Genomic DNA, 20127 nt, shown 5'->3' on the forward strand with positions numbered 1-20127 from the left:
TTTGAGCCCTTACTCCCCATTTCTGCAGGATGCACTAAAGATCGTGAACCGCGCATTGCCGCAAATGGCCAAGTAAGGTCGGCCCATTGCGGACATTCGTTGACCTACCGCAGTCGATGCAAAGCGAAATTTCCTCTCATCAGTATCGTTTTGTAACGCCAAAGCGATTTGCTCTGTTAGTTGCTCGCTTCATCTACCCCAACTACATCAGGTCTGGCTTTCACCCCTTCCAACATTTTTACCACTTCGGCTTTCCAACCCGCTTTGATTTTCAAAGCCAATTGAGACGGTGGTCGGTGGTCAGGTTCAAGGATCGCGTATTCATATCTGAGCGGTTTTTCGAAAGGTAAAAACGCGATCTTTCCGTTGGAGAGGTTTAGCTCTCGTTCAGTCGCGACGGTTAACGGATCCACGATCGAATAACACTGACCTGAGCTCACAAAGGGTATCAAAGGCAGAAAATACTGACAGGTCACCGTTGGATTGTAGTTGGCAGATGCATCCTGAAACTCTTGTCGAATTTTGCTTTGGAACGGATGCGCATCATGCAATCCCCCCATCGGGACCCCGTCAAGATCGGAAATGGATACGATCTTGCGGGAGTTAAGTGGGCTGTCACGATCGATGGCACAAAAACAATCTGCCCGGATCAGTTCGGCGGAATATTGTGGCTCTTTCCCAGCTGATTGTTCAAAATCCGCAAATCCGAAATCTATGTTCTGCGTCCCGGCAAGCTCCATGATCTGAGGCGAGCTGCGCGTTGACAGTGTGATGCGTATCTCGGGGTTTTCACCGACTGACTGGCTTATGAAGCGAGGGAACAAGAAGGCGGACGGGCCCGGCATTGTAGCGACGTTTAGGCTGCCGGAATGCCCCTTGATCAGCCCCTCCATTGTGCTGGAAATCGTCGCAAGGCGGTCCAGAATACCTGTGGTTTCAGCCAAAAGGTAATGGGCCTCGGGAACAGGCACCAATCGCCGCCCTTTTCGCTCGAACAGTGTCAGGCCAAGGCTCTTTTCGAGGTTCTTCAAGGCCAGGCTGATCGCGGGCTGGGTCCGGTTCAGTTTTTTTGCGGTTTGAGAGATAGAGCCGGTCTCCATCACCTCGCGAAAAACGGTGAGCTGCGTAAGGTTCATGATAAATATATAAGCTAAACCTTAGTTTTGTGAAATATAACAAATTTGTTTTTATGAAATTTGCCATTACGCTTGCAGGATCGAAATTCGGCCAAACCGAATCCGACGATCCAAAAAGGGAGATGATGATGAAAATTGTGAAAAGCTTGGCTGGTCTTGCATTGATGGGCGCACTTGCCGCCCCAGCGCTGGCACAGGATCCGACCTTTTTCCGTATTGGTACCGGTGGCGCAGGCGGAACCTACTTCCCCATCGGCGGCACCATTGCAAACGGGATCTCTGCCCCTCCGGGCTCGCGTCCGTGTGAAGAAGGCGGACAGTGCGGCGTTCCGGGCCTGATCGCAATTGCTCAGTCCACCACCGCGTCCGTCTTCAACAACGCCGCTGTGCAGAACGGAGAGCTCGAGGCCGGTCTGGCTGCAGCCGACGTCACCCGCTCGATGTATCTGGGCGAGGGTAAGTTCGAAGGCAAACCCCACCCAAAGCTGCGCATCGTGGCCAACCTCTTCCCTGAAGATCTGCATCTGGTTCTGCCAGCAGGTCAGACGATCAATGATCTGGGCGATCTTGAAGGCAAACGTGTTGGTATTGCACAGGCGGGTTCAGGCACGCAGGTTGCCGTGCTGCAGATGTTGGACGCCTGGGGGGTCAACCGTGACAATATGGACGAGGCCGAACTGAACAACAGCCAGAGCGCCGAGCGTCTGGCAGATGGTCAGCTGGACGCCTATTTCTATGCCGCAGGTTGGCCGGTTGCCGCGATGGTTCAGCTGTCCTCGACCAAGGGTATGAACCTGCACTCGTTCAGCGAAGAAGATCTGGCGAAGATCAATGAGATCATCCCGGCCTATATCCCTTCGGCCATTCCAGGTGGTGTCTATGAAGGCATCGACGCTGAGACCAAAACGCCTGCAGTCAGCGCGATGCTGGTTGTATCCTCGGACCTGTCCGACGATCTGGTCTATCAACTGACCAAAGCTCTTTGGAACGACAACACGCGCAAGCTGCTGGACAACGGCCATGCCAAGGGCAAGCAGATCACGCCTGACACAGCTCTAAACGGAGTTGAGGCACTAGGTGTTCCGCTGCATCCCGGCGCTGAGAAGTTCTACAAAGAAGCCGGGCTTCTTCAGTAATTCTGTCTGACGAAACCTAAACGTCCGGTGTCCCATCTGGGGCACCGGGTACTCGAAATACGCGTAATCAGGGGGGCCATCATGTCCGAGACACAGAAACTTGATGACCACGAGCTGACAGCCGAAGAACTGGCTGCCATCGAAGAACAATTTGACGAAGGTGCCGCCGTTCGGCAGGTTACACCGACGACCGGCAAGGTTCTGCGTGTCGTCGCTCTGCTCTTCGCATTCTATGAGTTCTTCACGGCCGGGTTTGGCCTGCCTGCTGATCACTGGCACATGGGCATTTATCTGGCCCTGCTGTTCATCCTGGTCTACGCAACAATTCCGATCATCGGGGCCAAAAGCCTCTATGCGCTAAAGGTCAGCCGGTTCCGTATTGGCAACATCCCGCTATATGATCTGGTCTTCATGGCCCTGGGGATCATCGCGGCACTGTATGTCGGCCTCGCCTGGCGTGGCGTTCCATTTCTGGGGATCGAAGAACAGACCTTTCGAATGGGCAACCCCAACACCTATGACGTGGTTTTGGGCGTGATCATCATCCTGTTGGTGCTGGACATCGCGCGCCGCACTTTGGGATGGGTGCTGCCACTGATCATCTGTGTCTTTATCTCATACGCTCTGCTTGGGCCGTACTTCCCCGGGCTGCTGCAGCATCCCGGTGTGAATTTCAAAACCTTCGTATCGTCGATGTACTTCCCGCAGGAGGGCATCTACGGCGTCACCCTTTGGGTTGTTTCGACCATCGTGTTCCATTTCGTGCTGTTTGGCGTGATCGCGCAGCGCACGGGATTGGGGCAGCTTTTCATCGACAACGCTACGATTTTGGCGGGCCGCTATACCGGCGGTCCGGCAAAGGTGTCGGTGGTATCCTCGGCCTTCTTCGGCACGATCTCGGGCTCTTCGGTGGCCAACACCGTTTCGACCGGCGCGCTGACAATTCCCAACATGAAGCGCCTTGGATACCCCGGCCATTTTGCAGGCGGGGTCGAGGCCGCGTCGTCAGCCGGTGGCCAGATCACGCCGCCGATCATGGGGGCCGCGGCCTTTATCATGGCAGAGTTCCTCGAGGTGCCCTACACGACTATCGTGATCGCGGCGATCTTCCCGGCGATCCTGCATTATGTGGGTGTCTTCGCGGTCGTGCACCTGATGGCGCGCAAGCTGAACCTGCAGGGTCTGGCGAAAGAACAACTGCCGCAACTCAAGGCCGTGTGGGCCGAAGGCTGGGCCAACATCGTGCCGTTGATCGGCCTGCTGGTCGTGCTGTTCACTGGTTACACGCCGTTCATGTCCGCCTTCTGCGGCATCTCGCTTGCAGTGATCGCCGGCATGTCGCGCATCAAACAGCCGCCGACGCTGATCTACGCTGCTGCGTTTCTGGCCTTTGTGTTGTGGAAATTCTCGGATGGCGGGTTCGACCTGACAATGACCGCAATCCTATGCGCTCTGTCAGTGATCGCGACGCTCAACCCGCAGAAACGCATCGAAGTGCCTGAGATGCTGCAGGCGGTCGAGCTGGGTGTGAAATACTCTCTGGCCGTGGGCGCCGCCGCCGCTGCGGTTGGCATCGTGGTCGGTGTGATCAACACAACCGGCATCGGCTTCCGTATCGGGTTCATGGTCACTCAGGGCGCAGGCAATCTGGCCTCAGACCTGTATAACATGATTTCGTTCGGCAGCTTCCAGCTGTTCGCTATGGAAGACCTGCAGTTGTTCATCTCGCTGGTCTTCATTGCCATCGTCTGCATCCTGATGGGTGCAGGCATCCCGACCACGGCGCTTTACATCATGTTGGTTTCCGTGGCGCAGCCCGCGCTGGCGCAGTTAGGCGTTCCGCCGATCGCGAGCCACCTGTTCGTGCTCTACTATGGCGTGGTGTCCGAGATCACTCCTCCGGTCTGCACCTCGGCTTATGCGGCAGCGGCCATTGCGAACTCGAACCCGTTCCGCACCGGCCTGTCCGCTTTTACGCTGGGGCTGGGCAAGGTGATCGCACCAATGGCCTTTGTCTACGCTCCGGTTCTGCTGTTCGTGTCTTCCACTGGGTTCAATCTATGGGAGTTCACATATACCGCGACAAGCTGTATCGCCGGGGTCATTGCCCTGTCCGCAGCTGTGGTTGGTTACTGGCTGAAACCGCTGAACTTGGTATCGCGAATTCTGATGGCAATCGCGGGAGTGATCTTCGTCGCACCAAGCCTAACCGCTGACCTTATCGCACTCGCTGTGGCCTCGCCGGTCATCGTCGCCCAGCTGATCTCGCGCAATCGTAGCCACTCTCCGGCCTGACACGATGACAGAGCAAGTTACCATCATCGGCGCAGGGATCGTCGGCATCTGTTGCGCACTGTCTCTACAAGAGCGGGGCATACCGGTCCGCCTTGTTGACCGGGGTGACCCGGGGCAGGAAACCTCGTTCGGCAATGCGGGTGTGGTGTCACCCTGGTCGATCATTCCGCAAGCAGTCCCAGGCATTTGGAAGAAACTCCCCCAAATGCTGCTGGACCCGAAAAGTGCGCTGTCGGTCAGGGCGTCATTCTGGCCGAAGATGATCCCGTGGGGGTTGCGCTTTCTGGGTAAGTCCAGCGAAAAGTCCGTGCGCGAGGTTTCGGATGCGATGGAAATACTGTGTCGCCCTTCCATTGATCTGTACCGTCGGCATCTCCAAGGCACTGGGCACGAACAGCTGATCGCCGACAGCTACTACATCCACGCGTTCCGCAACCCCGGCCAGGCCGACATGGACGAGCTTGGTTATCAAATCCGCCGGGAAAAAGGTGGTGAGTTGGAGCGTGTCGACGGCGCTGAACTGCGGCGCCTGGAACCTGCATTGTCAGAGGAGTTCAAGGCGGCGATTGTGATTAAAGGCCAGGCGCGCGCAACTTCTCCGGGACGTTTGGGTGCTGTTCTGGCCGAAAAAGCGCGTGCGCAAGGGGCCGAATTTGTGCACGCCGAAGTCAGCAATCTGATCCGCACCGAGGATGGCGCCTGGCAAATTTCCACGTCGCAAGACACGTTGAATGCGCGCCATGTCGTCCTTGCGGCCGGAGTGTGGTCTGCTGACCTGCTGAAACCCCTGGGACTACCCGTGCCCCTGGTAGCCGAGCGGGGATACCATGTTGAGTTCCCAAACCCTTCGGCTGTGCTGAACAATTCTGTCATGGATGTGGACGCAAAGGTCGTCGCAAGTTCGATGCAGGGCGGCCTGCGGGTTGCTGGCACGGCTGAATTCGGCAACGTCGATGCCCCGGCCGACCCCCGAAAAGAAAAGATACTCACCGATCAGGCCAAATCCTTGGTGCCGGACCTTAATACAGGTGAGGCACAGTTTTGGATGGGCCGACGCCCCTCTTTTCCCGACAGCCTGCCCGCGATTGGGCAGCTCAATGGCAAAGAAGGGCTGTACGCCGCATTTGGGCATTCTCACTACGGCCTGATGATGGCACCGAAGACAGGGGAACTTGTGGCGGACCTCGTGTCCGGCCGCAGCCCAAACATAAACCTGGACCCATTCTCGCTGGCCCGCTTCTAAATCTCCAATTCGAAAGGACCAAAGCACCATGCCAATATATGAAGGCGGTCAGAACATCTGTGGGGCCTCAATCGGGGTTTTGTGCCTTGAAAGCTATTTCCCAAAACCGCCTGGCCATATCAAGAACCCGTCCAGCCTGCCATTTCCGGTGCTCTATGAAATGATCGACGGCATCACCGTCCCGACATTGCTGAACAACCCGACGCCTGAGTTGCTTGCTCCGTTTATTGAGGGCGCAAAACGGCTTGAGGCTGAGGGCGTTCGAGCCATCACGGGAAGCTGTGGCTTTCTGGCCTTGTTTCAAAAGGAATTGGCGGCAGCTGTTTCTGTGCCTGTCTTTGCTTCAAGTCTGATCCAAGTGCCTTTGGCCTTTCACATGACCGGGGCAAACGCGCCGGTAGGCGTACTTACAGCCGACGCGTCTGCGCTGACACCGAGGCATTTCGAAGGTGTCGGCGCGGCCGGTATTCCCGTCTCAGTGCAGGGATTGGAGGACACCAGCGAATTCGCTGAAGTGATCTTGCGGAATACGCGGACTCGCATGGACACAGACTTGATCGAGGCCGAGGTGCTTGAGGCCGCACGGCGACTTAGACATCAATCACCGGAAATACGGTCGTTGGTATTGGAGTGTACCGACTTGCCGCCATATGCCGCGCGACTTCAGCAAGAACTGCAGCTTCCGGTCTTCGATTTGACGACACTGGCACAGATGGCGCATACCGTTGCGACGCGCGAAACCTATTCCGGCATCATGCCTTGGACATAAGGTTTCAGCAGTATTGCGCTGGACATGGGGGATCTAAGTGCCCGTTGACCTTGCTATCCTGATGGTCGCCATAGGCCTTGGCGCAATGCTGCAAGTCGGCGTTGGTATTGGGTTTAGCATTATTGCGGGCCCGCCAATGATGATACTGCTTGGTACATCGACAGCGGTTCCCGTATTGCTGCTGTTGAACACGGTCGTTTCGGCGGTCGCGACAGATCGACATGTGCTCAAGACCGACCGTCAGACAATTCGCACGGCAATCATCGGTTGCCTCGCCGGAGTGGTTGCCGGTCTCGCCGTCTACCCCTGGCTGAGCGAAGCGTTTGTCCTGGCCCTGACAGCCAGCCTGTTGCTGATCGGGCTTCTTACGACCTTGCTACCCTTGCGCCGCTCAATTGGAACGGCAGGATTTTCCATTGTCTCAGGATCATCCGGGCTGGCGACCGTTTGGGCGGCAACGCCGGGCCCACTTATGGTATTCGGATTGATTGCAAAGGGGCGCTCAGCGAAAGAGGTCGCAAAGTTAGTTCAACCCATTGCGCTAGTGGCATATGGCATCGCGTTCCTGTTGCATAGCCTATCAAAAACGCAGGCGTTCACTTATGGGCCGCAATTGTGGGGCTTCGTCGCGCTTACCCTGATTGGCAGCTTTCTCGGTCGCGCCGTCGGCCCTTACTTGCCACAATCACTCGTCACAACAGCTATCCGCGTGGTTTCGTTGATAGCCTGCGGTGTTCTCTTTCATCGCGCATTTACGATCGCGTAAAATCGAAGGGCCGACGATGACACAAAAAAACAGTCTGGACAGTTTTCCAAGAGCCCAACTTATGACGGGTCCAACCCCCTTGGAGCGGTTGGACAGATTGTCTTCGGAGTTGGGAATAGATCTCTGGCTGAAGCGCGATGATCTGACAGGGCTTGGGTTCGGCGGGAATAAAACGCGGCAGCTTGAGTTCTATTTCGGTGAAGCACTTCGGCAAGGTGCCGACACCATTCTGATCACCGGCGCAGTTCAGTCCAACTTTGTTCGATCTGCTGCAGCCGCTGCTGCCAAATTGGGTATGCAATCCGTGCTGCAACTGGAGGAGCGTGTGCCAGATATGGGCGCGGAGTATTACAGCTCCGGGAATGTGCTGCTGGCAAAGATTTTGGGCGCCGAACACATGAGTTATCCCGAAGGCGAGGACGAAGCCGGAGCAGATGCTGCGTTGCACGCGCGCGCCGACGAACTGAAGTCTCGGGGACGCAAGCCTTATGTCATTCACCTTGGATTGAATCATCCACCCTTGGGTGCCTTGGGCTATGTCGTTGCTGGGCAAGAACTGTGTCATCAGATGCCGGATTTCGACGCGGTCGTCGTCCCTTCGGGTAGCGGAGCCACACATGGAGGTCTGTTGGCCGGAGTGGTCTTGGAAGATAACGCCTCGACAGTCTTTGGAGTCTGCGTGCGCAGGGATCATGAAAAGCAAAAGGTCCGGATGAATACCGTTCTGCAGAAACTGGCGGATTTGCTGGAAATCGACGCAGTCCCTTTGCAGGACAGGATCAACGTGCTGGATGAAGCGCTGCCTCCAGGCTATGGGAAACTAAGTGGCATGACCCGCGCGGCCTTGGAAAAAATGGCGCGCACCGAAGGTATCTTCCTTGATCCCGTTTATTCCGCGAAAACCTTCGCAGGGTTGTTGCATCTGGTGAACACAGGAGAAATTCAACCCGGGCAGAAAGTTGTCATGCTGCATACGGGTGGGTTGCCTGCGCTCTTCGGATACCAAAACGAGTTGGTAAACGACCTACCCTAAAACCACCCAAAACCACCGTAAAATCCACTAACAGAAAAGACTCGAAACATGACCATCACCCGTATCGAAACCGGCCAACGCATGAGCCGGATCGTCAAGCACAACGGCGTTGCCTACCTATGCGGCCAGACATCGGATGCACCGACGGTCGCTGAACAAACACGCGACATCCTGGCTAAGGTTGAAGATCTGCTGGCCAAAACAGGCAGCGACAAGACCCGTATTCTGAAATGCGAAATCTGGCTGGCCGACATGGCAGACTTTGCCGAGATGAATGCCGTTTGGGACGCCTGGGTGCCCGAAGGCCACGCTCCAGCCCGTGCCTGCGGAGAGTCCAGGCTTGCCCGTAGTGTATTGAAAGTAGAAATGATTGTTACGGCAGCCTGTGATTGAATCGCTATCGGGGGGAATGAACAAGAATAGTGAAGTGCTATTGGAAATATCGGAACGCTTATCAGATTAAACCGATTTGTTACGTATCGCCCCACCCCGTCCTCTGATTTTCACCGCGTTGAAAGGTTAGTTCTGTGCAAAATACTCAATTCGGCCAGTGAGCAGCCTTTTATAATGACTGCTTTGGGCCGGCTGCGGGCGTAGGTCCAGGGGACGTTTCAGCTTCGGATGGTCTGGTAGTCCCTCAGGCCAACGTAGCGCTGGCCAAAGATGCGATCGCCTCAACGTTGTCGGTCGACAGTTTCTCGGACGGTGCCGTGCTGAACGCGACTGAGCAGGGCACCGACCCGACCTTCACGGGTTCGACCCGTCGATATTTGCGCCGGTTGCGATCGGCGCAAAACCTGCCGCCTGCCCTGCCTCGGATCCGCCCGATTACCCGTAAGTGCCTCGGTCACTGACATGTAGCACAGATCGAGGGCGACGGTTGGTTCGGGTGCCCGCGGTTTCCATGCGGGTTACATTGTTTTCAGACAGCGTTGTCCAGTTTCACGCCCAGGCGGGCCTGGATTTGCTGGCTGAACCCTTGTGTGATGCGGTCGGCAATCATGGCGATGATGGCCATACCGATCCCGGCAGTCATGCCGACCCCGAAATCACCGTCGCCGAGGCCAATATAGATCTGCTGACCCAGATCATCCGTACCCACCAACGCGGTAATCACCAGCATCGAAATGCCGAACATGATCGTCTGGTTCAGCCCCAACATGATCGACGGCACCGCCAGCGGCAGCTTTACCTGCCACAGCAATTGGCGGGGTGTTGTACCAATGGCCGTCGCAGCCTCGATCACATCATGGGGCAGATTGCGCAGACCGTGCTCGGTGTAGCGGATCGCGGGGACGATCGCATAGACGATGATGGCCAGCAGCGCGGTGAATTCACCGATTTTGAACACCATCACAAAGGGGATGAGGATCACGAACAACGGCATGGTCTGCAGCGTGTCGATCACCGGCCGCACCATACGAGAAACGGTGTCATTCTCGGACGCCCAGATGCCGATGGCGCTGCCGAACAGGAAAGACAGCAGCACCCCGACCCCACAAAGATACAGAGAGATGACCGAAGGCTCCCATATCCCGGTCAGCAACAGGAAAGCGACCCCGGCCAGCGCCCACAGGGCGAGGTTCGTGCCACCAGCCTGCCAGGCCAAAGCGATAATGATTGCACAAAGCGCAACCCACGCCAGACCGGTCAGCCCTGAATACAGAACCAGAGCAAACAGGATCACCCAAAGCGCCGGCAGCACCCGCCTCTTGAAGATCATATACCCCGCTACCGCTGCAACGATCAGCGCGTAGCCAACAGTTACAGCCGGGGTCATTGCGAAGCCCCACGTAAAGGGGCTGACAGCCTGTGCCAGGCCGATTTTGATCGGCAACATCAGATAGAACAGCGCCGCCCGCTTAATCGCCTCAAGCAAGGTGCGGAATTCAACGAAGACCCATTCCAAACCTGCGTTCATCGCCGGGGCCGGGTTCAGGACCCATGCCTCGGGCCAGTCCTTGAGCGGCGAAAAGACCAGAGCCAACAGCCAAGCCGCACCAAACAGGACGGCGCAGGTTATCCAGCCTGAGGCACCACGCTTTGTCGAATTGGACTGCACCGCAAATCCCCATGTGATCCGGTCCAGCACCATCGCCATCAGCGCGATCACGATCCCGGCCAGCAGGCTTTCTCCGAACTGTGCCTTGCGCATGGTCGACAGCACTTCCCAGCCGATGTCGTTGGTGCCTCCGATGATCGACGCGATGATGACCATCGACAGCGACGCCATCGTTGTCTGGTTCACCCCCAGCAGGATCTGCCGTTGCGCCGTCGGCACCCGCACGCGCCAGAACAGCTGCGACGGTGTGGCACCGCTCATCAGACCGGACTCGATCACCTCATCCGGGACACCGCGCAGGCCGACGATGGTGTTGCGTACCATCGGCGGGAAGGCAAACAGGATCGAGGCGACCAGACCGACAGTTGTGCCAAAACCAAACAGCAAAAGGATCGGCAGCAGATAGGCAAAAGCGGGCACTGTCTGCATCAGGTCGAGGATCGGCATGATGATCCGATAAGCTCGCTCTGACATGAACCCCCATGTTCCCAGCGCAAAGCCCAAGGCAACCGCCATCGGGATCGACACAACCACAAGCGCGAAAGAATTCATCGACTGGGTCCAGAACCCGAACGTCACCATGTAAAGCAAGCTGGCAGCTGTGAAGATCGCCAGCCCCTTGCCCCCGGCCCGTAAGGCCAGAAAGACCCACAGCACGAACCAGGCCGCCCATGGCACCGCGTGCAGCACCGTCTTGGCCAGCAGGATCGGCCAGTCCAGCAGCCAGGATATGCCTTTGAAGAACCACCCGAAAGTCACGACGAACCACCGCATCGCGGTGTTCATCGGATCAGTGACCGGCAGGACCAGCGCATCGGGATAGGTCACCAGCGGCCCGAGGCTTTTGGCAAACACAACGCAAACCGCCACCAGAACCGTGACCGCAAGCCAGACCACCAGCGATCTGTTCAAAGCTGCATCCATGTCGTCAGTCCTTGACCGCAGAGGCGTCCGAGACACCGCTGGCCAAAGCGGCGATCACGTTCTGGCTGGTCATGTGCACCAGCGCGTTGTCGTCCCGGCGCACCGCAACGCCGCTGTCGTGCGAGGCCAGATAGGGCAGCAGGTCGGCCACGTTGGTCGAGGCCGGAACCTCTTTGATCCCTGCGGGCGGGCTATTGTCCGAAGCGACATCGCCTGCGGTCAGGATCAGCTCCCACGGGACGTCATTGGTGAATTCACGAACGTAGTCATCAACCGGGTTCAGGATCAGATCAACCGGGCGTCCGATCTGAACAACTGCACCGTCCTTCATGATCGCCATCCGGTCGGCGATGCGCAACGCCTCAAGGAAATCGTGGGTGATGAAGACAATGGATTTGTGCAGTTCCTGCTGCAGCCGCAGGAATTCGTCCTGCATCTGGCGCCGGATCAGCGGGTCAAGCGCGCTGAAAGGTTCATCGAGGAACCAGACCTCGGGCTCCACGGCCAGCGACCGGGCAATGCCGACACGCTGCTGCTGACCGCCCGAGAGTTGGCTGGGGAAACTGGCTTCCCGGCCTTCCAGACCGACAAGCGAGATCACCCGCTCGGCCCGTTCCAGACGCTCCTTGTCGTCCAGACCCTGCAATTTCAGCGGAAACGCCACGTTTTCCAGAACATTCAGATGCGGCATCAGGCCAAAGCTCTGGAACACCATCCCCATCTTGTGCCGACGAATGTCGATCAGCTCTTTCGAGGACGCTTTCAGCAGGTCCTCTCCATCCAGCAGGATCTCTCCGGCGGTGGGTTCGACCAGGCGGGACAGGCACCGTACGATGGTGGACTTACCCGAGCCCGACAGGCCCATGATCACGAAGATTTCGCCCGGCATGACGTCAAAGCTGACATCGGTCGAGGCGACGATGCCGTCGCCCTCGCGAATGCGTTGCGCCAGAGCCTTGGCCTCATCGGGCCCCTGCCCGGCGACGTCGACGTTTCTGAGATGCTGATCCGCCCCCTTGCCGTAGAGCTTCCAGACATGTTTGCAGGACAGTTTCGGGGTGGTGGTCGGGGAAGATGTGGTCATTTCGGCAGCCTTGAAAAAGGTGGAGCACGCGAAAACATGCTCCACCGGAGTCAGTGGTGGTTATTGCTTTGCGGCTTCAACCCAAGGCTGCCAGACGTCCTGGTTTGCACCCATCCATTCGGCCACGACCTCTTTCACATCGCGCCCGTTCTGGTCCACTTCCAGGATCAGGGCGTTCTGCACATCGTTGGTCAGGCTCATCAGCTCGACCATCTTCATCGCGTCCGGGTAGGTCGAGGCGAAATCCTTGGCGACGATCTTGTCGACGGTCGCCTGTTGGAAGCCACAGGCCTCACCGCGTTTCTGGCTGGTCTCATCACAGGTGCCGTGCGGCGTGTCCCATTCGACCCATTCAACGTCGGTATCCGCAAACACCCAATGCGGCTGCCACATCATCATCAGAATCGGCTGTTGGGCGGCAACGGCACTTTTAAGCTCGGCCAGCATCGCGCCTTCCGAACCACCGGGCACCGGTTTGAACGGCAGGTCGATCAGTTCAACGAGATCGGCCGAACGGGTTCCCCAGTCCGCCGGATAGGTGATCAGGCGGCCATCGGGGAAGGTGTCCGCAGCGGCAAAGGCCTGTGCGCAGTCATAAAGCGCCTCATAGGCAGGCAGACCGGGGCACAGATCGGCCATGTATGGGGGGTAAATCCAACCTTCCTGCGGCTCGAGCCCCAGTCCGCCGACAACGATGATGTCCCCGGCCTCAACGGCCTTGGGGTAGATATCACCCACGTTGTTGGTCCACAGCTCGGGCTGATAATGCAGGCTGCCTTCTGCAATCGCGGCCAGCTGCGGCACGGCCCCGGCGGTGACGAATTCGACCTCGTGGCCCAACTCTTCAAACAGCGCCCCTGCGAAATGGGCCGAGATGTGCTGGCCGGTCCATTCGTTGACGGCAATCTTGATCGGTTCGGCCAAAGCCGCGCCCGTTGTTAACATGAGCGTGGCGGAAGCCAGCAAGGCGGGCCTCAGTTTGCGTGAGAAATTCATGGTTAAACCTCCGTTGGTGCGTTGACCGTTTTCGGCCTTTAGTGTCCGTATCTAAAAAATAGTACGATTGCAGGTAATTTGGTGCATCGGACCGTTTTTTGTCAACAGTGTTTGTTTTTTGCCTTACCGAATGATACTTTCGCATGCATTACGCTGAGCATGAAAGCGATCCTAACATGAGAAAGCAGACCATCAAGAACATGCGTCGCAAGCAATTGACCGAGGCGGCGTTTGAAATTCTCAAAACTCATGGAATCGCGGGGACGACCTTTGACAAGGTCGCCAAAGAGGCAGGATTGTCCAAAGGTGTTGTTCAACACTATTTCCCCGGCAAAGAAGCTTTGTTCGAGGCCGTACTGCGTGCATCCAATGCCGAAGCCCGCCGGTGTGTGACCGCGTTATTCACGCATAGCCACACTCCGGCTGAACGGCTTTATGCGATTATTTACGGCAATTTCGCACCGACTCTTTTTCAGCACGAAATCTGCAACTCCTGGGTTTGCCTGTGCGCAGAGGTGCCGCAAAACGCCCAGTATCTACGCATTCAAAATGTCATCCATTCCCGAATGCGCAGCAACCTGATGAGCGCCTTGCGCCATATGGTTGAACCGGCCTTGGCCGAACAGATCGCTTTCAATCTGACGGCATTGATCGACGGAATCTGGATGCGGGCTGCCTTGCAGGCACAGCCGATGTCCTCGACCGAAGCTCTGTCTCATATGGAATTTGCGCTGAGCCGATTGTTCCACGATACGTCTGTCGACAGAGCAGGCTTGCAGACGGCGCGTGAAAAGATCGCGCAGGTCAGCGCAATTCTGTTCAAAGTATGAGGGTAACCAACAAGGGTTTGCGGTATTTTCACCGATGGCTTGAGAAACCCTGTCGGGGCGCCCCAGCTGAAAGTATCAGGGATTTTCGGAACGCTTAGCTTGGCCGCACCGCAACAAGAACGACGTCAAGCTCATCCTCAAGGGCCTGCAACTTTTTCAGGTCATCTTGCGGCAGGTTGGCCGTATCGGCGTCAACAGCGGCAAGCGCGACAACCGGACGTCCGATTTCCTGTTCAAGCGCCCGAACTGCGTTGAGCTTGTCGGCCTCAAGCGTTGCAAGTGGATAAAGCATGGCAATCTCCTGTCTACTGATGCTTGGAGTATAGCCGGTTTTTTCGTTTTTGGAGCATTGTTTAACTGCGCATCACTTGTCGGCAAACACCAAGACCCAGCGCGTGAAAAGGTGTGGGCCAAAACCGGCCACAAGGAAATCCAATCAAATCTTCCATGAATGAATGGTGCGGGTGGAGGGACTTGAACCCCCACGCCTTGCGGCGCCAGAACCTAAATCTGGTGCGTCTACCAATTTCGCCACACCCGCAGTACCGGCCCTGAGCGCCGGATTGACGTGCTCAATAACAAAGCCTGTGGTCGAGCGCGAGAGGGAAATTCACCTGCGCGCAATATTATTGAACGCCAACCGGCGGCGATCGAACCTGAAATTTTGTGGCTACCACAGCACCGCGCCAGGTGCGGGAACAACGATCGGGGTGTTTGTTCGTAACTCGGATCGACGCCTGTCTGAACTTTGGCATTAATTAGAGGGATACAGTTAAATCTGGATCACAGACAAAACCGCCATTTTTAAATGCTCACATTAGCGAAATACTCAGCCACATGTTTAACGCGCTTACGTTGAGTAAGGTGAAGCATCAAAAAATTCACCCAAAGCCCTGGCGGTCAGCACATTGGCCGGTTGGTTCTTATGAATCAGAAGGCCCTCTGAAGCGAGCAAGTAAATCCGTTTGAATACAGATCTCTACGGCCAGAAAGATGAGCAAAGCAACATTCCCCGAGTGCGTGTGCCCAACGTCACAATGATCCCCGAACCCGGCCGCACGCCCATGGGTTGAAACCTTGCACGCGGCTGCGACCATATTTGCGCCACATTTCAACCGCCAAAAAATCTTATTCGCGTCAAAATAACACCGCCTTGCCAGTAATTGATGGAGAGCGGGAATTAATGAGTCTTTTCTGCCTTCGGGCGCCGTAAGAGTTTTTTGCTCAACTCGAACACAAGGGTCTTAACCGTGACCAACATGATGAACTCTGCCGCTGCTGAGCAAGACGCCGTTGGTCTTGCACGTGAAAGCTTCCTTGGAGAACTGAAGTCCTTGAATCGGGACCACCCGAATACAGGCTTTGGCGTTTCGTTGCGCACGCATTCTGGGGGGCACTACCTGCTCGCCAATTCTCGTATGCCGCTGCCCAAGACCAAATCCCAGGGTTTTCCGACCGGGCGCCGTCTGGCCCTGCTGGAAAACAGTGAACAGTTCAGCGCGATCGAAGTGCTTGCCGATTCCCGCGCCTACGAAGAAATCACGCCGGGGGACGAAGCCGCGATTCTGGGCAACGCTCTGAACCTGATCGCCCGGATCGACATCCTGACCAGCTCTCCTGAAGGTCAGGTCCAACCCCATATTGCCGCCACAGGAACCGGAGGCTAACCATGGCCCGAAACGATCACCTTCTGTCCGTGGGAAACGAAGCGCTGACGCCGATGACCTCGGCCATGTCGGCGCTGACGGCGCAGATCGACCAGCTGACAGAGGTGGCGGACGCGCGGTCCTCGGCGCGTCTAGCGACGCTCAAGACTCGTATGGAGAATTTCACGGCCAGCGTGACGTTGGTCGGACAGGTCAAGGCCGGTAAATCCTCGATCGTGAACATTCTGGCCGGGCGTCCTGCCCTGTTGCCCTCGGATGTGAACCCGTGGACCTCGGTGGTGACCACGCTGAATATCAACACCCGCACAGAAGGCGACAAGAAGGCCAAATTCACCTTCTTTGAACAAGAAGAGTGGGACAACCTGATGGTCGGCGGTGGCCGTCTGGGCGAACTGGCCAATCGGGCCGGTGCCGATGACGAGATGGAAGACATCCGCCGCCAGATCGGAGAGATGAAGGCCAAGTCCGAAGCGCGCCTTGGCCAGCATTTCGACCTGATTCTGGGGCAAAGCCACCAGTATGACTATTTCGACGACGAACTGATCCAGCGCTATGTCTGCCTGGGCGACGACGATGACCCGGATATCAACCCCAAGACCGGGCGCTTTGCCGATGTCACCAAATCGGCGGAATTGTACATGGACATTCCGCAATACCCGATCTCGCTGAAGCTGTGCGACACGCCTGGCGTCAACGATACGTTCATGGTGCGCGAGCAGATCACCCTGCGCAGCCTGCGCGGGTCCGAGGTTTGCGTTGTGGTGCTGGCTGCCAGCCAGGCGCTGACCACCATGGACATGGCGCTGATGCGGATCATCGCGCAGTTCGAAAACCGCCAGATCATCCTGTTCGTGAACCGGATCGACGAACTGTCCGACCCGGTCAATCAGGTACCCGAGATCCGCGACCGGATTCAGGAAACGCTGAAGCAGAACAGTATCGACACCAACACCAGCGTTGTATTCGGCAGCGCGATCTGGGCCGAGGCCGCCCTGACCGGAAACCCTGATATCCTGTCGGAGGAGTCACGAGAGGCCCTCAACACCTTCTACCTTGCTGCAGGGTTTGGAGATCAGGCCCCATCGCTTGATAAAATCTGGGCGCTGTCCGGCTTGCCGGACCTTTTGCTGGCCATGAACGAGCGCATCGCCGACGGTGCAGGCACCCGCCTGCTGGATCGTGTACGCCATCGGGCCCGCAACATCGCCAGCCAAATTCGTGCCACCGCCGTGGCAAAGAACCTGTCCGAAGGGCAAGGGGTTGTGCGCGATCTGGACGGCGTCGCACCCGAGGAAGCCATCACCAAGGTTGCTGCGGAATACGAGAAAAAGGCCGCCGAACTGACGGCCTCTTTGCGCGACAAAGTGCTGGAGCGTCTGAAGTCGGCCGAAGATAACTTTGTCAAACGCGCCACGGATTCCTTGATTTCGCATCTGGAACTGAATGGCGAGCAAGGCACCTGGCAATATGACCCGGCTGGCCTGCGCACCCTGCAAAAGGCCGCCTATTTCAGCTTTTCTCGCGCCATGCGCAAAGACGCCGGGGCGCTTTACAGTGCCGCAGCGGCGGATGTCGAAGCGCTGTATCAAAAGCTGCTGGGCAACCATCTGGGTGAATTCAGCATCGAGGCGCCCATCGTGCCCCGCGTGCCGCCACCATTGGGTATTGGCCGCACCATCGCGCTGGACTTGCAAAGCACCTGGTGGCGCCGCTGGTGGCAACGCCGCAAAGGGTTCGAAGCCTACGCCGCTGACTATACGCGCCTGATCGCGTCCGAGGCGAACTCGATCACCAAAGACCTTGAGGAAAACCAGATCGCGGCCGTTCTGGAAAATGTTCGGGCTGGTTTGTCCGACTTCCTGCGCGAGCAGAAAGAGACCCTGCTGAACATTTCGGCCTCGGCCGAGCAGGATCCGAACCAGGCGGCCCTGATGGCGGGCATGACCCCCAAGAAATCGCGCGACGATATCCTGGGTGACATCCTGAAAGATCTTAGTAACGAGGCAGCATAAGTAGCGACATGGCAAAAGATACACAAACCCGCTTCGTCTCTCCTAAGGCTTGGGAACGCATTGAGCAGTGGTCCCGGCGCAAACCGATTTTTGCGTTGATGGGAGAATTCAGTGCCGGGAAATCGACGCTGATGAATTTCCTGTTGCGCTCGCAAGCGCTGCCGACACAGGTCACTGCAACGCAGCTGCCGCCGGTCTGGTTCAGCTGGGGCAAGAAATCGGCCTATGTGCAACGTCACGACGGGACACGCGAGAACATCACTCTGGATCAGCTGGAATCCGTCGGTGTCAACGACGCCCAGTTTGTGCGCATCTTCCTTGAAGCCGACATTCTGGAAGCGGTGGACCTGATCGACACCCCCGGCATCTCTGACCCGAAAATTTCAAACGATGTCTGGCGCCGTGCGGTTGGGCAGGCCAATGGGGTTTTGTGGTGCACCCATGCCACTCAGGCTTGGCGCGAAACCGAACGGGCGACTTGGGTGTCTCTGCCGGAACGGCTGCAGCACAACTCTCTGCTGCTGGTAACCCGCGCCGATGTGCTGGGTCCGAAAGACCGCCAAAAGGTGCTGCGCCGGGTCAACCGCGAAGCGGGCCACCTGTTCAATCGGTCGATCTTGTTCTCGGCCCGTGACGCAATCACTGCCCGGGACAAAAGTGGCGATGCCGAACAGTGGGCGCGCAGTGGCGGCGGCAAGATGGTCGATAGCTTCCTTCAGATCACTGAACAGATCATGGACGACCGCGCCGACATGCTGACGCGCTATCAGATCGACAACGGTTTGGCCGGGAACGCACCCATTCAGCCGGTCCGTCCAAAGCGAATGGTGGAACAGACCGACGAACCGGCCCCGTTGAAACTGGTAAACCCCGTTCCCGCGGCCACCAAGGAAGATGAGGTTGTCACCAGCTTTCCCGTCCGCCCGGCCCGTGTCGAGCGTCGCGCCGAGGATACCGGCCGCGAAGAACGAATTGACGCGGCTGAGGCCGAGCGTTTGCGCGCTGAGATGGGAACCGAAACACCGGTGTCCGAGCCGCAACCGGACACCGAAGGCGACGATCTGCGCGCCTTTTTCCGGGACACGGAAAGCAACAGTCTGAACCTTGCAGAGTTCAAGGAAACATCGGCAGACGAAGACACGTTTGACCTGCTGGATGATAGTGAGCTGGATGAAGAGGATGACAATATCCTGGCCGCTGACACGCAGGCAGAAACACCGGAAGAGCCTGCTCGCGACTCATCGGACCCGATCCTGGAAACGCTGGAAGGCAAGCTGGCGGATACGCCCGAACAGGATCAGGTATCGGTCGAAGAGCCCGAGGAAAAACGTTCCGAAATTTCGGTGTCGTCAATCGCCGCCTTGCTGGCCGAGCAGTCGAATGGCGCCGAGGACGAATACGAACCGGAGCCCGAATCCAGCGGCCTCGTGAACATGCAGGTCGTGTCCATGTCAAACGGCACCACCGCAGAGGAGACTGCCCCGTCGGACAACAAGGGCGAACAACAGGAAGGCTTGCTGACTGTTGCAGAAGGCGCACCCCTGAGCGCGGCATCCATGTGGCGTGACGTTACTGCGGATGAGGATTTGCCGAACGATGTCGAAGGCATGAAAAAAGTGTTCGGGGCGTTTCTCGAGGAATTCGACCAGATCGCAGCCGAACATTTCGCGCGCCACGCCAAGGGCGGGGTTGGCCCTGTTCCGAACGCAACAGAAAACGGCGGGGCAGAGTTCCGTGTTTTATAACCAGAATGTCAGGTAGCAAGCGATGACGATCGAAGCCGCACTGAACACCGCAATGGAAACCATACCCGACTGTATTGCAGCCGGGTATGTCGATATGGAAACGGGGATGTTGCTTGGGACCAACACCCTGGATTCAGACAGCGCGGACGTTCTGGACAGTCTTGCCCTTGCCGTGGCTAACCTGTTTCAGGGGCGCGGCGTCAAAGCCTTTGAGGACTTGCTGCGTGCGGCTGGGGTTGAAGAGACCGACAATCCGGGATTCGGGGAAATCGCGGTGTTTTCGAATGACCGGCTCAATATTTTTCTGCGGACCCGGGAATATCCCGATCATGTGGTCTGCTACATCTGTCGCAGCAGCGCCAATGTCGGGTTGGCGCTGACGAAATCACATCTCAGCCTGGGGCCCGTCGCGGCCGCAGTCTAGACCGG

At 57.4% G+C, this 20127-nt stretch carries 17 protein-coding genes and 1 tRNA gene; 12 read left to right on the plus strand and 6 right to left on the minus strand.

Translation table 11 applies throughout. The annotated features are described in order from the left end of the window. Positions 1 to 176 precede the first annotated feature (176 nt). Positions 177 to 1136: a LysR family transcriptional regulator gene (locus GOX88_RS11810; RefSeq protein WP_170401677.1), complete on the minus strand. Its 960-nt coding sequence runs from the start codon at positions 1134 to 1136 to the stop codon at positions 177 to 179. Positions 1137 to 1264: 128 nt separating this feature from the next. On the opposite strand from GOX88_RS11810, the gene GOX88_RS11815 reads away from it, so the two are divergent. From GOX88_RS11815 to GOX88_RS11845, 7 genes are all read left to right on the plus strand, one after another. Further along, the gene (locus tag GOX88_RS11815; RefSeq protein WP_170401680.1) at positions 1265 to 2272 is read left to right on the plus strand and encodes a TAXI family TRAP transporter solute-binding subunit; all 1008 of its coding nucleotides are present in this window, start codon (positions 1265 to 1267) and stop codon (positions 2270 to 2272) included. An 81-nt stretch (positions 2273 to 2353) separates the two neighbouring features. After that, positions 2354 to 4567, plus strand: a complete 2214-nt coding sequence (locus GOX88_RS11820) for a TRAP transporter permease (RefSeq protein WP_170401683.1) — start codon at positions 2354 to 2356, stop codon at positions 4565 to 4567. 4 nt (positions 4568 to 4571) lie between these two features. Then, positions 4572 to 5810, plus strand: a complete 1239-nt coding sequence (locus tag GOX88_RS11825; RefSeq protein ID WP_170401686.1) for an NAD(P)/FAD-dependent oxidoreductase — start codon at positions 4572 to 4574, stop codon at positions 5808 to 5810. Between the two features lie 28 nt (positions 5811 to 5838). Then, positions 5839 to 6579, plus strand: coding sequence for an aspartate/glutamate racemase family protein (locus GOX88_RS11830; RefSeq protein ID WP_170401687.1), 741 nt, complete (start codon positions 5839 to 5841; stop codon positions 6577 to 6579). A 37-nt stretch (positions 6580 to 6616) separates the two neighbouring features. Further along, complete coding sequence (locus GOX88_RS11835) at positions 6617 to 7345, plus strand: TSUP family transporter (protein ID WP_170401690.1); 729 nt, start codon at positions 6617 to 6619, stop codon at positions 7343 to 7345. Then, positions 7311 to 8378 carry a D-cysteine desulfhydrase family protein gene (locus tag GOX88_RS11840; RefSeq protein WP_367648072.1) on the plus strand — a complete coding sequence of 356 codons (1068 nt, stop codon included), beginning with the start codon at positions 7311 to 7313 and terminating at the stop codon, positions 8376 to 8378. The genes GOX88_RS11835 and GOX88_RS11840 overlap by 35 nt, the downstream gene beginning before the upstream one ends. 48 nt (positions 8379 to 8426) lie before the next feature. Next, complete coding sequence (locus tag GOX88_RS11845; protein ID WP_170401696.1) at positions 8427 to 8771, plus strand: RidA family protein; 345 nt, start codon at positions 8427 to 8429, stop codon at positions 8769 to 8771. Positions 8772 to 9300: 529 nt separating this feature from the next. On the opposite strand, the gene GOX88_RS11850 is transcribed toward GOX88_RS11845, so the two are convergent. Genes GOX88_RS11850 through GOX88_RS11860 form a run of 3 tightly spaced genes read right to left on the minus strand, consistent with a single transcriptional unit; the run spans position 9301 to position 13444 of the window. Then, entirely contained in the window at positions 9301 to 11364 is a 2064-nt protein-coding gene (locus GOX88_RS11850; protein WP_170401699.1) for an ABC transporter permease, read from the minus strand. A 4-nt stretch (positions 11365 to 11368) separates the two neighbouring features. After that, positions 11369 to 12448, minus strand: a complete 1080-nt coding sequence (locus tag GOX88_RS11855; protein ID WP_170401701.1) for a quaternary amine ABC transporter ATP-binding protein — start codon at positions 12446 to 12448, stop codon at positions 11369 to 11371. Between the two features lie 60 nt (positions 12449 to 12508). After that, on the minus strand, positions 12509 to 13444 hold the full coding sequence (locus GOX88_RS11860) for an ABC transporter substrate-binding protein (protein ID WP_170401703.1): 936 nt from the start codon (positions 13442 to 13444) through the stop codon (positions 12509 to 12511). Between the two features lie 176 nt (positions 13445 to 13620). Here GOX88_RS11860 and betI point away from each other — a divergent pair, with 176 nt between their 5' ends. After that, positions 13621 to 14274 carry a transcriptional regulator BetI gene (gene betI, locus GOX88_RS11865; RefSeq protein WP_170401706.1) on the plus strand — a complete coding sequence of 218 codons (654 nt, stop codon included), beginning with the start codon at positions 13621 to 13623 and terminating at the stop codon, positions 14272 to 14274. 94 nt (positions 14275 to 14368) lie between these two features. Here the strand turns inward: betI and GOX88_RS11870 are convergent, their stop codons facing one another. Beyond that, on the minus strand, positions 14369 to 14566 hold the full coding sequence (locus GOX88_RS11870; protein ID WP_170326521.1) for a hypothetical protein: 198 nt from the start codon (positions 14564 to 14566) through the stop codon (positions 14369 to 14371). A 164-nt stretch (positions 14567 to 14730) separates the two neighbouring features. Next, positions 14731 to 14815: transfer RNA gene (locus GOX88_RS11875), tRNA-Leu, on the minus strand. A gap of 718 nt (positions 14816 to 15533) precedes the next feature. On the opposite strand from GOX88_RS11875, the gene GOX88_RS11880 reads away from it, so the two are divergent. Genes GOX88_RS11880 through GOX88_RS11895 form a run of 4 tightly spaced genes read left to right on the plus strand, consistent with a single transcriptional unit; the run spans position 15534 to position 20122 of the window. Further along, the gene (locus tag GOX88_RS11880; RefSeq protein WP_174826120.1) at positions 15534 to 15941 is read left to right on the plus strand and encodes a hypothetical protein; all 408 of its coding nucleotides are present in this window, start codon (positions 15534 to 15536) and stop codon (positions 15939 to 15941) included. Between the two features lie 2 nt (positions 15942 to 15943). Further along, positions 15944 to 17953 carry a dynamin family protein gene (locus GOX88_RS11885; RefSeq protein ID WP_170401712.1) on the plus strand — a complete coding sequence of 670 codons (2010 nt, stop codon included), beginning with the start codon at positions 15944 to 15946 and terminating at the stop codon, positions 17951 to 17953. 8 nt (positions 17954 to 17961) lie between these two features. After that, complete coding sequence (locus tag GOX88_RS11890) at positions 17962 to 19698, plus strand: dynamin family protein (RefSeq protein WP_170401715.1); 1737 nt, start codon at positions 17962 to 17964, stop codon at positions 19696 to 19698. Between the two features lie 22 nt (positions 19699 to 19720). Further along, entirely contained in the window at positions 19721 to 20122 is a 402-nt protein-coding gene (locus GOX88_RS11895; protein WP_170401717.1) for a hypothetical protein, read from the plus strand. The last annotated feature ends 5 nt before the right edge of the window (positions 20123 to 20127 follow it).

The sequence above is a fragment of the Ruegeria arenilitoris genome (assembly GCF_013030985.1).
Taxonomy (GTDB): domain Bacteria; phylum Pseudomonadota; class Alphaproteobacteria; order Rhodobacterales; family Rhodobacteraceae; genus Ruegeria; species Ruegeria arenilitoris_B.